Raw genomic sequence first — 14,463 nt, 5'->3', positions numbered from 1 at the left:
CCCCGTCCAGTCTTAAATTGCTGCTGCACCGGTTTCACCAGTCCTCACGCGCACGGCGTCTTCAAGGTCCAGTACAAAGATTTTTCCATCACCGATGCGATCCGTCTTTGCAGCACCGCAAATAGCCTCAATGACTTTCGTCACTTCACTAGCGGCGATCGCAATTTCGAGTTTTACCTTCGGCACAAAATCAACCTGGTACTCCGCGCCTCGATAGACTTCGCTGTGCCCCTTTTGACGGCCGAACCCCTTAACGTCTGACACCGTAAGCCCTTCAACGCCCATAGCCGTAAGCGCCGTCCTTATGTCTTCAAGGCGATGCGGCTTAACAACCGCAATTATGTATTTCATCAGTACGCCCTCTTTTTGCCGGTCTTAATTGCATCAAAAATCAACAGGCGGATGCTGCTTGATTCGAGTCAAAGGCTAACCAGCATGATTTTGCAACGCAACCAAAATATGCTGCATAGGCGAAAATGCCCCTCCATAACCGCTATTTTACGCCAGTTTAGTGACATTTAATTCCATTGTTATAGGTAAAATAGCTAACTTTTCGCATTTCCTGCTAATTTGGTTAAGAGTCGCATTGTGCGCCGCACACTCGTGTTGCAGATTTCGTCCGTAACCCAATCGTTTTTTCAGCATACCGCGTTTTAAACACGTGGTGATCGGAGGAGTCTATGTTGCGCTCACTCTACGGCGCTATTGCGTTGTCCGCTCTTGCACATTCCGCTCAAGCACAATCGCTGGAGTTATCGGCAGATGTTGCGTTTGAGTCTCGATACGTCTTTCGCGGCGTTCAATTACAAGAAGCCAGTATTCAACCGGCGGTCACCCTGACCTATGGAAACTTTTACGGCGGCGCGTGGCTGGCGCTACCCATAGGCGATGACGATATTCCCTATGGCGACGAACTCGACATATTCGCGGGATACAACACCTCGATAAATGAAATCATTTCGTTCGACATAGGTTTGACCTACTACACATACCCGGATGCACAGAGCGGATTTTTCGACGACAGCGCCAATACGGTGGAGATCTTCAGCGGCTTGTCCTTCGACATTCCCCTGTCTCCGACAGCCTATGTCTATCGCGACTTCATGCTAGATACGACGACCGTTGAAGGCGGCGCTTCATATTCCGTTCCAGTCGCCGAGAAATTGAGCTTAGACCTCGGCGGGTCTCTCGGCTATGTCATACCGGACGGACCGGGTGATTATCTTTACGGTCTCGCCACGGCGGATCTTTCCTATGCGTTTTCCAACAACGGTTCTTTCTATGTCGGCGCGCGATATGGCGGATCGGACATACCAGGCGGCTCAATATTTGACGACACCACGCCGCCAACTGTAACGACGGAGCCGAGCGGTTTCTGGTTCGGTCTGGGCTTCAGCGCATCATTCTAAATCCTGCGCAGTCACGCAGCCATAAGAAAAATAGCCTACTGGCCCTCTTAGCCGAATATGAAATCATCCTCGTGGAGGTCCGCGACAACGACATTATAGAGAATAATCAGGTTCCCCGAACCGAAGTTGATAGTCGTATCTGTGCCGTCATCGATGGCGGCGGCGATCACTTCGGCGAATTCATCAAAGTCAGCGCCGAAATTGTTTAACTGGATGACGTCTTCCGTGCCGGCGCCGGCGACAAAATCGGTAATGAGATCGATGTCGTTACCGGCGTTATAAAGGAACGTGTCATTGCCTGCCCCGCCAGTGATGCGATCATTCTGCACGCCGCCAAATAGGAGATCGTTTCCATCGCCACCATCCAGAAAGTCATTGTCTGCGGCTCCTGAAACGATATCGTCTCCGTCGCCGCCCTCTACCGTATCAACCCGCTTAGCGCCATAAAGGGTATCGTTCCCCAAGCCGCCCATGACGGAATCGTTGTTGGCGCCGCCGGCAGCCTCGTCGTCGCCATCACCAGCATCTAGAATGTCGTTGTTAATGCCGCCGGACAGGTAATCGCTCTCGTTGCCTCCGGACAAAATATCATTGCCGGTTCCGCCATAAATCAGATCTACGCCGTCACTCCCTGAAATCGTATCTTCCCCGGTAGAACCAACAAGAACATCACTTCCTGCATTGCCTTCAATTGAATCATCGCCAGCATTGCCGTTAATTGAATCATTTCCATCGGCGCCTGTGATTGCGTCGTCATCGTTCTGACCGAGCAGAAAATCATTCCCCAAACCGCCAATCAGGATGTCTTCACCATCACCGCCATAAAATTCAACGCCAATGTCTGTCAAAAGCGCCGCAGCCGTTAACAGATCAACGCCGCCGCCGCCGCTCGCAAAAACGGCTCTGTCCGCCAGTTGCGCAGGAGTAAATGCGCCGTCAACCGATACGGTGTCATCACCTGCGCCGCCGTTGAATACGATTGCCTCCACGAAATACCCGCGCGCGGTTCCGCTCGCCGTGTCGCCGAATGCCGCGTTCAGAGATCCGTCGCCATTTTCAGTAATGTCCACACGTGTGTTTGTAGACAAAGCATTCAACTGGATCGCGTCAACGCCAAGACCACCATAGAAATTTTCATTGGTATCGTTTGCATCAAACTGAAAATTCTGAACAGTCGGGCGCGCACTGCCCAGAACAACACGCCACCGTCCATCCTGCCCCGCTGCATTGGGCGATCCTCTGGTATCTGCAAACTGGTTGAAAAACCAGAATGTCGTTCCATCAACAGGGTCAACGCTTACACCTGAGAAGTCACCCCAGCGATTAGTCGTCTGTGAACTGATGCCTTCGCCAAGCCGGTTGCGGAAATAATAGTCAATGCCCGGACTGAGCGTTTGCGCCGGGCCAAACTCTCCAATCGGATCGTCAGCTCCGCGGATCGCATAATAAGCGCCCGGATAGATCGAAGGTCCAGAAGCCGAAAAATTGATCAGGACAGAACCATCTTTGTTTACATTGATTGATGAATGAAATGTGTGCGTTCCGGGCGCGATGTCCTCACCGCCAATATTGCCTTGCTGCAATAGTGAAATTGCAGCAGGCGATGTTGCATCAAGCTCTACCCAATGAGTCGTGGTTTGACTGGAGTTCGGCCCGAACTTTGGAGAGACGGAGAATGTAAGATAGATTTTTCCTTCAAACCAAACCGCGCCGCCGGAATTAATGCGCGGATCGCCCGAACCGAGCACGATGTTGGTGCCGAGTTGCGTCGCCTGTGGTAAAAATCCGGCATTTTCATTGCTGACGTCGCCCAGGGAAATTTGTTGTACTGAAAAGTCGGGCGTGCCCAAAGGGTCTGTTACATGAAAGACCTGAAGTATTTCATTTACGCCATTAGACGCCCCGCTTGCCGAGGCTAAAAACACGCCAGGACCGCCAAGGGAATCATTCGCATACCGCACAGGCATCAAGGTGGCGTTGAACGCGCCGCCGCCAGCCTCGGCGACAGGGTCATGCTTCGTAAATGATATAGCGCCGCCATCATATAGCCCGCCGCCGCCCTCGCCTTTATCGACAATCCACAGCCGGTTACCGGCGAAGCTCACCTGTCCGTCAGAGCCAGGGTCGAACTGGAACATATTGGCCGAGATATAGATCGCCTCACCGTCAACCGCGATACCGGGATAATCGCTCCAGGTGTTTTCCCCGCCAACAACAGTTTTTGCGTCGATTGATTGAACATGCCAGCCGTCCAGCGGATTGCCTGTCTTCGACACGGCCACATTCAGTTGAATGACGTCATTCGAAGGGTTTGATCCAGACCCGTCTATGCCGGTGACTTCAAACGAGACATAGACAAATCGATCTGTATAAGGATCATAAAGTATGTTCGGATCGACAGGCAGCACAAACGCGCCTGGCACGACACCGAAAAGAGAATCCAGCGTTTGAGTGGAGAGTAGATCACCGCTCTTGTCATAGATTTGCATGACGTGGTTAAGCACGGAAACGACATGATCTTGACCAACAGCGCCGTTATGATCAGGCGGCACCCGGTTGAACCCGATAATTCCCGCCAATTCCGAAATGCCAATGCCGTCAGTCTCATCGATCAGGGTTGGGGCGGCATAAACAGTTTGCTGCCCGGTATTTAGTTGAACTGGCATCGCGCCCCTCCCTAGAACTCATGCCCGCGTGATATGTCCAACCAGCTTAACAGTGAATACGCTCATCCCCGTTCAAACATTCGTGAGATCGACTGCATGGAATGTCCACGATTTGTTCCTGATCGTCTCTGAAGAGACCAACCAATACGCTCGCCCCTACCCAAAGACGAAATCGTCTTCGTGGAGATCGGCTATCAGAACGTCCCGAAGAATAATAATATCGCCATCGCCGAAATCGATGTAGGTATCGCCGTCGGGCTCCACCGCCGCGGCGGTCACTTCCGCAAAGGTATCGAAGCTTGACCCAAAATTATTGAGCTGGATCACGTCCTCGGTCCCGGCGCCGGCTGTGAAGTCGGTGATGACGTCATAATCGCCGCCGTGATTGTAAAGAAACAAATCGTCGCCTGCGCCGCCGGCGATCAGGTCGTTTTGCCGTCCCCCGAAAATCGTATCGTCGCCAATGCCGCCATCGATGAAATCGTTATCCGCGGCGCCTGACACGATGTCATCGCCGTCGCCGCCTTCGAGCGTGTCGACGCGCTTCGCGCCGTAGATCGTATCGTTGCCCGCACCGCCCATGACGAGGTCGTTGTTAGCGCCGCCAGCGGCCTCGTCATCGCCGTCGCCAGCATCAAGGATGTCGTTGTTCACCCCGCCGGAGAGAAAATCCGCATCTGCACCGCCGGTCAGCACGTCTTCGCCGGAACCGCCGTAGATCACGTCGAGACCGGCGCCGCCGCCGATCGTATCATTGCCAGCCGAACCAACCAGGTGGTCGTCGCCTGAATTACCATCAATCGTATCGTTGTCTTCACCACCATTAATGGAATCAGATCCCGCCCCGCCTTCTATAAGATCACGATGATCACCACCGAATATTAGATCGTCGCCATCATCGCCAAAAAGATCGTCGAAACCGCGATACCCATAAAGCGTATCGTTTCCATTACCTCCGCTCAGAATTTCGTTAGCCAAACCGTCTGACGGATCGCCCGCAAGCAGATCATCTCCATCTTGTCCGTATAATTCGCCACGAGCAACGATGAGCGTATCGTCATACATCGAGCCTTCAAAGACATCGATCCCACTAAAACTATCCCCTTCAGCGTCAAATCCTTGAATGACGCCCTGCGTTAAGTCGATATGAACAGCGCCCGGAGAGGTTATGTAAGAAACTTTCGGCGATTGCCCGGCTGATCGTATAAAATAATCAGCGCCGCCCCCGCCAATCACATAATCACCTGTACTAACTCGAAATTCGGTGTCGCCATCGTCGCCAATAAGCGTGTCAGCGAAAGAACTTCCAAAAATTCTTTCTATAGAAGAAAAAGTGTCGCCTTCGGCGTCGCCGCCAGTAGCGACCCCCGTTTCCAAGTTGATAGAAATTGCGACCGTCGAGGCACTATATTCAACGGAATCAAAACCATCGCCTCCAATCAAAGTGTCAGCGCCTGCTCCGCCTCTTAAATAATCATCTCCACCGTCGCCTTCGAGCAAGTCGTTGTCATTCCCACCATACAGAGTATCGGCGCCAGCACCGCCAGAAAGACTGTCTGCACCATCTTCGCCTTCAAGCAGATCGTTTCCTGCCTCGCCACCAAGCGAGTCCACACCGTTCCCCCCAGAAAGATTATCATCGCCGTCGCCGCCCAACAGGCTGTCATTATCTTCACCGCCATTTATGGAATCGTAACCGGCGTCACCGTCAATTGTGTCGTCACCTGCGCAACCGAACAGAGAATCATGACCGGAATCTCCTTCGATAATATCTTCACCAATTCCGCCTTCAATCATGTCCTGACCCACACCGCCCATGAGGGAGTCATTTCCCTCGCCGCCGGTCAGACTGTCGTCGCCCTCATCTCCAAAAAGCGTATCGTCGCCAAAATCGCCAGTGAGCGTATCGGCGCCATCGCCGGCGAATATCAGCGCGTCATTATTATGAATGGGCGAAAGGGTGTTCGCGCCATTATCGCCGAGAACAAGGTTCACGTATCCGGCGGAGTCCAATGAAAAGAGAACCAGCTCGACATCAATGAGCTGAACTGAATTGTTTGACGGGCCGTATGTGAAACTGAAATTGGCGGACGGGTCCGCACCGTAAACAAAGCTGGCGGAAGCTTGTTCAATACCAACATCGAAACGATCCAGGTCGCCAGAACCACCATCAATGAGGGCGTCATAGCCGGTCTCAATGAAAAGAATGTCATCGCCATCGCCGCCCCGCAGCGTATTTTCGCCGTCGCCGCCGGACAGAGTATCGCTGCCATCACCGCCGGTCAGGCTGTCGTCGCCGGCGCGCCCGATCAGAAAGTCATTGCCGCCCAGACCGTTGACCGTGTCATTACCGCCAAGGGCGTCAATGACATCGTCTGAAACCGTGCCGTCAATGGTGTCAGCGTTTTCCGTCGGCGCAATCAGAGTCGTCGTAAGAACGGCGGAATCCGAAAAGGTTTCGTAAAGCGTGAACTCGCCGTTTGTAATGAAAACAAACCGGTCCGCCGTTCCGTCGCCGTCTTCGTCCACCTGAATTTGCGTTTGGCCGCCGCCAGTCTCGTACCGGAATTCGCCGGCCGCGCCGGAAAAAGCGGCGTTGCCGATAAATATAAGGTCCAGCCCCTGAATTCCCCCAATTTCGCCGATCTCGTTGATAGACGAAAAGTCGATGACGTCGATGTTTTCGAAGTCCGTGATGACATCGCCATTGACGCTGACATCTTCAGTGAAATCAAAATCAAAAACATCCGCGCCGGCGCCGCCCGTCAGGGTGTCGTCACCAGTGACGCCCTCAATGATATCGTCGCCCGAGCCGCCAATGATGACATCATCGCCGCCACCGGCATAAAGCGACAACGATGCCGTCGCCGCCGCGCCGTTGAGCGTGTCGTCAAAAACCTCCGCGCGGGATATAAAGACTTCTACTCGCTCAATATTTGAAAAGACGTCATCGTCGTTCAAATTGGCGTCTTCAATGGTTGATGCACCGATGGTGAGATCAACCGATGCGCCCGAACGGGTGATTTCAACCGTGTCAAAGCCGTCGCCGCCGTCGAGCGTGTCAGTCCCTAGGCCCGAAGCGATCGTATCGTCGCCAGTCCCGCCATTGACGACGTCGTCACCTTCTCCATCACTGAGAAAATCATCGCCATTGCCGCCATTGACAGTATCGCTGTCAGCGCCGCCTACAACGGTGTCATTTCCTTCGCCGCCATTGAGGGTATCATCTCCCCCCAGCCCGGTAATGATGTCATCGCCGCTCGTTCCATCAAGCGAGTCGTCGCCCGACGTGCCCTCAATAAACATAAACCCCGCCAGTATTTAGCTTTTCTCTTACTCTTTGACACTACAGTCTTTTAATATTGTGGTGCAATATCCGATAGATAAATAAACCGTTCTCCGGTTCCATTTAAACAGCGGAAGATACTTTTTTGCTGCTCTCTTGGGCTGATCCTGGCCCATCATCTCGCATGCATGAGCTAAAAAAACCGCCTGGGACAATGATCGAAAACCCAACCAGTCATCGAAACCAGTTGAAGTCATCACGCTGGATTCTTGCGGTTTATACTGGATTTGCGTTTTAGTGCGCGTTTCTTCACCCTGCACAACAGTGCAGATAAAATGAATGTTAGAAACGTATGCGACGCCCCTACCCAAACACGAAATCGTCCTGGTGGAGGTCTGCAACGAGGACGTTGTAGAGGATGATCAGGTTGCCTGAGCCAAAGTTGATGGTCGTGTCTGTGCCGTCGTCGGTGGCGGCCGCCATCACTTCGGCGAAGGTATCAAAGTCCGTGCCGAAATTGTTCAGTTCAATGACGTCTTCCGTGCCGGCGCCGGCGACAAAGTCGGTGATGACGTCAATGTCGTTGCCCGCGTTGTAAAGGAACGTGTCGTTCCCCAGCCCGCCGGTCAGAAGATCGTTCTGCACGCCGCCGAAGATGAGGTCGTCGCCCTCGCCGCCGTCGATGAAGTCGTTATCCGCCGCGCCGGAGACAATGTCGTTTCCATCGCCGCCCTCAAGCGTGTCGACGCCCTTGGCGCCAAACATAGTGTCGTCGCCGTCGCCGCCCATCAGCAGGTCATTGTTGGCGCCGCCATAGAGTTCGTCGTTGCCACCTTCGCCGTCCAGAACATCGTTCTTCACACCCGCCGCCAGCACGTCGCGGCCAGAACCGCCCATCAGCATGTCCTCGCCGTCGCCGCCGAAAATCACATCGAGACCAGCCCCGCCGTCAATCGTGTCATTACCGGTCGATCCCACCAGCAAGTCGTCGCCAAGCGCGCCGTCGAGCGAGTCATTTCCCGCGCCGCCATTGGCCGCATCGTTCCCGGCGCCGGCCACAATAACATCATCGCCAGTTCCACCGATAATGTATTCATCGCCATAACCAGCGATCAAAAGATCATTGCCGCTGCCGCCGTTTATGAGATCATGCCCCTCTGAACCTGAAGGCGTTCCGGCGCCGTCGCCCTCAATGGTGTCGTCGCCATCACCACCATAAAGATAGTCAGGCCCGCCGAGACCGCGAATAAAATCGTTCCCGCCCATGCCGAGGATCAAATTCACGGTATTCGCATCATGCGTTCCACCAGGAACGCCTTCACCGGCGGTGCTTTTCCCGATCATTGTTTCACTGATGCCCGCATCATCGGCTTGCACAAAGTCGATTGTTGGCGCGGAGGCGGCGCCAAGCGGCGCAAGGACATAATAGTCCAGTAAAGCTTGCAGCTCCGGCGCAATTGCATCTTCGAAATTATCAAGCCCGTCCCGGGCTTCGATACGCGTCAGAATGCGATTGCCGAGCCGGTCAAAATCATTGAACAGCGTGTTAAGAGCAAAAGCGAACTCGTCGATATAAAGCGCTGGATTGTCTTTGGCTGCTTGCGAGACCAGCCCCAACAGATCGGATTCTTCGGCGCGCCTGTTCTGCAAACCATTATGGTTGAAGTGATTGTGATTGTATCGAATTTCATACCAGAGCTGCGGACGGTCATCATTAGCGACAGCGTTCTGCACGCCCGGCCCGATCAGACTTGGCGCATTGTAGTAAACAGATAACAGCGCCGCTCTTTCTACGGAATATGGAAGAACGCCCTCCTCGGCCAGACGATAATCAAGACCGTCTTCATAGCCCCAACTGCCGCTGGGACCTTCGATATGAACAAGATTAAGGTCGCCCTTGATCATGACATCGAGCATGCGTGTCGCCTGCGCGTCATTTAAAGACAAGCTTTGAACGGCGGCGCGTTGCGCCGTACTACCGACGGCGCCAGGCGCGCCATTCAAACTAACATCCGCCAGATTGATGATGTCGGCGTTGGTGAGCGTTCTGGCTTGACCGTCGATAAAAACGGCGGCGCCAGTTTTCCAGTCGAGAATGAGATCGAGCCCGTCGCCCTGCTGACCGGTCAGCGAGTTGCTATAGGCGTGCAGAATAACCTGCTCGACAATCGACGCGCTAAACGCCGCGAGGTTAAATCCGTATCCAAAAGTCGGGTTGCCGTCGCCGCCGCCATTATGGATGCGTTCAAATCCGGTTCCATTATAAAGCCACGGATTTTCCCGCTGCTTGATCATGTCATAAAGCAACGCAAAATAGGCATTCCCGGAGAGCAGGTTCAGATTTGAAAGCGCCATGTTGCTTACCCGTCGCTTGCCATCTGATTGATGACGCAATCTACATAAGGATAATAATCACGCGGTGCGAACGGCGCCGCAGCCCCTGCTTTCACGCTCCAGTTTATGACGTAAAAGTCGCCCGGCGTACTGACATCCTGCAAGGGCGTGACAAGGGTCCTGATGCTTCCATCAAGGTCTATAATGTCTGCAGTTGAATAGGTCAGCTTTGTGTGCAGATTCTCAATCGCAGGCAGGTTTTTCGTATTGGCGCCAGCATGACCCAAATCAAGCCTGACAAACTCACCAGCGCCGGTATCAGACCAGAGCGTGACAATGTTGTTTCCGGCAAGCATGCCTTTCCGGCGTTCAATCGTTCGCGAAACGCCATCATTAAAATAATCCAGCGTCACGTTCGCGACATCATCGTCGATTTCCACCCATCGAACGTAGGGGACGCTACTCTGTCGTACTCGGCTGACAACTGCTTCACATAACTCAGCATTGCTCGCGAAGAGTATTTCATCGTGCCCATCGCTCTGATTGGCGCTTTGCGGTTGTGAAGCGTCTGCTACGCCAGTTTTTGATTCATCAGATTTCTCAGATAACGCTCTTTGTTCAGAGGCGGGCGTGTTCTGTTCAGCACCGCCATTATCGCATGCCGCCGCAAGCAGCAGGATAAGAGCGCCGCTTACAGCACAGGATAGAACCTTTTCGCTGGTTATTCTTGTCATCATCGCCATGATTAAAATCTGACGGTGATTTGCGCCGTTATTAAGGCGGCGTGTTGGCGATCGTGGCGCTGAACGCCACATTTCAACCTCTGCGCCCCGCCAGACTTGTGATTCTTTCCCCCTTCCATTCCGAACGGTTCTTATTATGTTCTGGCGCATGTCAGAGCCCAGAAAACACCGCCCCGGATACGACCCCAAAGCAAAGCGGCTGATTCAGTAACAAGCTGTATGTGTCTGTTTGATCCTTAAAAGAAAATTCGGCGAACCGCTTTCCTTCAAAACGCTCTAGCCAAATACAAAATCATCCTGATGGAGGTCGGCTATCAGAACACCCCGAAGAATGATGATATCGCCATCGCCGAAGTCGATATAGGTGTCGCCGTCAAGCTCCACCGCCGCGGCGGTCACTTCCGCAAAGGCATCAAAGCTTGACCCAAAATTATAAAGCTGGATCACGTCTTCAGTCCCTGCGCCGGCCGTGAAATCGGTGATCACGTCGTAATCCCCGCCCTTGTTATAGAGGAAAACATCGTCGCCGGTCCCGCCGGTGATAAGATCGTTCTGGCGACCGCCGAAGATCGTATCGTTTCCTGTCCCGCCATCGATAAAATCGTTGTCCGCCGCCCCCGACACCAGGTCGTCGCCGTCGCCCCCTTCCAGCGTGTCAATTTTTTTTGCGCCGTAGACGGTGTCATTCCCGTCGCCGCCCATGACGGAATCATTATTGGCGCCGCCGGCGACCTCGTCATCGCCATCGCCACCGTCAATGATGTCGTTGTTCACCCCGCCGGAAATGAAGTCCGCATCTGCGCCGCCTGCAAGCACGTCATTGCCAGAACCGCCGAAGATCACATCAAGCCCCACACCGCCGGAAACCGTGTCCTCCCCCGCCGATCCGACGAGCAAATCGTTTCCATAGCTGCCAACAACCGAATCGTCGCCATCACCCCCATTCAAAGCGTCATTGCCTTCGAAGCCAATAATCGTGTCATTGCCCCCTAAGCCGTACAACGAGTCATTACCGCTGCCAGTCATTAGAGAATTGTCTGAATTATCACCCTCAAGAAAATGGTTTCCTACATCGGAAATCCGTATTCGTTCTACATTTACGATAGTTGGAACACCGATGAATGGCGAGTTTTTTGCAGGATCTATTAAGGAAAAAGAGATATCTCCACCAGCGCCAAAACCGATGCGCACGGTGTCAAAATCATCTCCACCGTCTACATATGCCACTCCGGATAACTGGAAGAAATCATCTCCAGCATCGCCATAGAAATCGCCGTTATCGCTACTGATTGTATCATTGCCGTCTCCGCCATGTATCGTGTCATGACCACTGGCGGCGCCTAAAAAAAGATCATCTCCTTCATCGCCAAATAGCTGATCGTCGCCCTCCATGCCGTAAATAGTATCATTTCCAGAACCGCCGTAGATTGTGTCGTTTCCAGAAACGCCTAACTCAGTGTTAAATTCGTCAGAAATTAAAAAGTCATGGCCGCCATTTCCGTTTAAGACGTCATTCCCATCACCGGCAATAATCACATCATCAGCATTCCCACCGATCATGGTGTCATCACCAGCTCCAGATACAAGATAATTCGGTGCGTTTGCCAAGATTGCATTGGCGAAATCATTACCCGCGCCGCCAACAAAAAGTGCAACGAGCGTATCTGTGAACTGAAGTCTTTCTATGCTTTTGATTGCGGTGCTTGCGCTATCAAGTTCAATCGAAAGCATCGGAACTTCAGAACCGTCGAATCCGCCATTAAATAAACCGGGACTGAACAATTCATCGACAATAAGCGTATCTATTCCGTCCCCACCATCCACGATATTGACACCGTCGCCGGCATTTAATGTGTCATTGCCGCCTAGCCCCACAAGCGTATCGTTTCCGGTTCCACCATCCAAAATGTCATTACCCGCTGCGCCAGATAGCAAGTCGTCGCCGGCGCCGCCGATCAACATGTCTGCGGCGGCGCCGCCATATAATGTATCGACACCGGCCCCGCCGAATAACGTATCTTCGCCGTCGCGGCCGACAAGTTCGTCATCGCCATCAAGCCCTGAGAGGCTATTTTTTCCGGAGTCTCCGGCAAGAACATCGTCAAGATTGGAGCCAATTAGGTTTTCGATGCTGACGAATGTATCGTTTTCAGCATCGCTCCCTTCCGCAAACCCGTTCGAAAGACTTACGACAACGGAAAAAGGACTCGTTTCGTATGACGCCGTGTCTGTCCCTTCGCCTCCATCAATCGTATCAGCTCCATTACCGCCCATAAGCGTGTCATTACCGCCCAAACCAACGAGGCTATCCGCAAATTCATCGCCGCTTAATTCATCGTTACCGTTTGTTCCTGTTAAAACCGGACCCGCAACACCTAATTCGACAGCGCCTATATCAACTTCGGCTCCCTGAATACGGCTGGCCCCGCGCGCATCGACGGGAAGATAGTCGTCGAACAGCGCATCACCATCAAGATTATGGGAATCGCTCGGCAATAACGCGCTATCGCCCGCGTCTATCGCGAGTCCTATCGGGTTTAGCGCCAAGGTTTGAACCGGCCCGCCATTATGCGCAAGAACGCCTGTTGTGATACCCGTTAGGCCCGTTGGCGCTAACGTAGAAAAAACATCGCTTAACGTATAGGAATTGCCGTACCCAAGAATTATTGCATGCGTTGCATCATACCCCAGTAATGTGAAATTTTCGGGTGGAGAGCCAAGGATGTTCATGCCGTATAGTTCAATCCGCGGAGCGTAACCCGTACCATAAGCGTCATCGCCGACGTTTGCCGCATAGTTGCCCGCGAGAATGGCATTTGTAAGGAACAACGCATTGAGGTTGCTCACATAAACACCGCCGCCATATCCGCCGGCATAATTTCCAGTAACTGTGGAATTTATAAGTGTAGCGTTGATATTGCCGTTATAAATTGCACCGCCGTTACCACCGGCGCTGTTATCAAATAGCGTAGTATTTGTAAGAACAATCTCTCGCGTGTTTATAAGCGCGCCGCCGTTTCGGCCTGCGGTGTTGCCTGAAAAAATGCTATTGGCTGCTGATACATTTCCATTAAAATTTGCAATCCCTCCGCCATCCCCATCTGTCGAGTTATTTTCTACTGCAGTACCGACAAGAGTTAAGTCCGAAAAATTTAAGATGCCGCCGCCGTAATCAGCCGCGGTGTTATTTGCTATTATCGAATTTTCAATAAACGCGTACCCGACTAAGCCTCCATTATCAATTGCACCGCCGTCATTTCCGCTTGTATTACCGTATACTAACGCATTCGAAAGCCATAAACTTCCGCCGTTAGAGATTGCGCCGGCGCGAGAACCTGCGCCGTTATAAGCGAGCGTAGAACTGATGAACGTCGCATTTCCGTCATTGTCTAAGGCGCCGCCGCGATTATTCGCATAGTTGTGTGATAACGACACATCGTCAAAACTAACGTCGCCGAAATTTTTCACACCCGCTCCGTTATTTACGGCAAAATTTCCAGATATATCAGAATTGTTGATGACAACATCTGCGCCAGCATTAATTGTAATGCCTGCGCCATGAGCATATCCCGCGCTTGTACCTCCGGTAATGACCAACCCGCCAATAACGACATCATCTGATTGAATCTCAATTACGCGGCTGTTGTCCTCTGTATTAGTATTATTTGCGACATCGGTGATGACGTTGCCTGACCATGACGACATTGTCAGGTCATCGCCATTAGCGTCGCCAGAAATTGTTATGTCAGCGGCATTGTCATTATTTATGTCGCCATCAATTGTAATATCATTTGAAATGAGTAGCGGGCCGTTTTGGAGGTTAAGCACCTCGCCTGCCAGCGATGCAGCGAATTCTATCGTGTCGCCATCTTGCGCCAACGCCAGCGCTTCGCGCAGCGACAGCCCGACGCCGTCCGCAGTCTCCGCAGAAAGATCGCCATCGTCAAAGGTTTCATCTTCCGAAGTCGTGACTGTTATAGTAGCCATAGTGCGCACCCTAATACCAACGAAGAAGCGCACCGAGC

General features: G+C 52.7%; 7 protein-coding genes. 1 reads left to right on the top strand and 6 read right to left on the bottom strand.

Translation table 11 applies throughout. The features are described from left to right. Positions 1 to 12: 12 nt before the first annotated feature. Complete coding sequence (locus PUV54_RS12840; RefSeq protein ID WP_274492663.1) at positions 13 to 351, bottom strand: P-II family nitrogen regulator; 339 nt, start codon at positions 349 to 351, stop codon at positions 13 to 15. Positions 352 to 680: 329 nt separating this feature from the next. Between PUV54_RS12840 and PUV54_RS12835 the strand changes: the two genes are divergently transcribed. Beyond that, positions 681 to 1,409 carry a TorF family putative porin gene (locus tag PUV54_RS12835; protein ID WP_274492662.1) on the top strand — a complete coding sequence of 243 codons (729 nt, stop codon included), beginning with the start codon at positions 681 to 683 and terminating at the stop codon, positions 1,407 to 1,409. A 47-nt stretch (positions 1,410 to 1,456) separates the two neighbouring features. Here the strand turns inward: PUV54_RS12835 and PUV54_RS12830 are convergent, their stop codons facing one another. From PUV54_RS12830 to PUV54_RS12810, 5 genes are all read right to left on the bottom strand, one after another. Then, the gene (locus tag PUV54_RS12830) at positions 1,457 to 4,075 is read right to left on the bottom strand and encodes a calcium-binding protein (protein WP_274492661.1); all 2,619 of its coding nucleotides are present in this window, start codon (positions 4,073 to 4,075) and stop codon (positions 1,457 to 1,459) included. 156 nt (positions 4,076 to 4,231) lie between these two features. Continuing rightward, a complete protein-coding gene (locus tag PUV54_RS12825; protein ID WP_274492660.1) occupies positions 4,232 to 7,381 on the bottom strand; it encodes a calcium-binding protein in 3,150 nt (1,049 codons plus the stop codon). A 343-nt stretch (positions 7,382 to 7,724) separates the two neighbouring features. Next, positions 7,725 to 9,716 (bottom strand): calcium-binding protein, encoded by a 1,992-nt coding sequence (locus PUV54_RS12820; RefSeq protein ID WP_274492659.1) that lies wholly within the window; start codon positions 9,714 to 9,716, stop codon positions 7,725 to 7,727. 5 nt (positions 9,717 to 9,721) lie between these two features. After that, positions 9,722 to 10,510: a hypothetical protein gene (locus PUV54_RS12815; protein ID WP_274492658.1), complete on the bottom strand. Its 789-nt coding sequence runs from the start codon at positions 10,508 to 10,510 to the stop codon at positions 9,722 to 9,724. 204 nt (positions 10,511 to 10,714) lie between these two features. Beyond that, a complete protein-coding gene (locus tag PUV54_RS12810) occupies positions 10,715 to 14,425 on the bottom strand; it encodes a beta strand repeat-containing protein (protein WP_274492657.1) in 3,711 nt (1,236 codons plus the stop codon). Positions 14,426 to 14,463: the final 38 nt, after the last annotated feature.

Source organism: Hyphococcus flavus (assembly GCF_028748065.1).
GTDB lineage: Bacteria > Pseudomonadota > Alphaproteobacteria > Caulobacterales > Parvularculaceae > Hyphococcus > Hyphococcus flavus.
The sequence above is the reverse complement of the archived record's forward strand: the minus strand, read 5'-3'. Positions and strand labels throughout refer to the sequence as shown.

What these genes read in the sequence shown, in the direction of transcription:
- PUV54_RS12840 (WP_274492663.1), bottom strand. Translation starts at nt 351, where the DNA reads ATGAAATACATAATTGCGGTTGTTAAGCCGCATCGCCTTGAAGACATA.
- PUV54_RS12835 (WP_274492662.1), top strand. Translation starts at nt 681, where the DNA reads ATGTTGCGCTCACTCTACGGCGCTATTGCGTTGTCCGCTCTTGCACAT.
- PUV54_RS12830 (WP_274492661.1), bottom strand. Translation starts at nt 4,075, where the DNA reads ATGCCAGTTCAACTAAATACCGGGCAGCAAACTGTTTATGCCGCCCCA.
- PUV54_RS12825 (WP_274492660.1), bottom strand. Translation starts at nt 7,381, where the DNA reads ATGTTTATTGAGGGCACGTCGGGCGACGACTCGCTTGATGGAACGAGC.
- PUV54_RS12820 (WP_274492659.1), bottom strand. Translation starts at nt 9,716, where the DNA reads ATGGCGCTTTCAAATCTGAACCTGCTCTCCGGGAATGCCTATTTTGCG.
- PUV54_RS12815 (WP_274492658.1), bottom strand. Translation starts at nt 10,510, where the DNA reads ATGTGGCGTTCAGCGCCACGATCGCCAACACGCCGCCTTAATAACGGC.
- PUV54_RS12810 (WP_274492657.1), bottom strand. Translation starts at nt 14,425, where the DNA reads ATGGCTACTATAACAGTCACGACTTCGGAAGATGAAACCTTTGACGAT.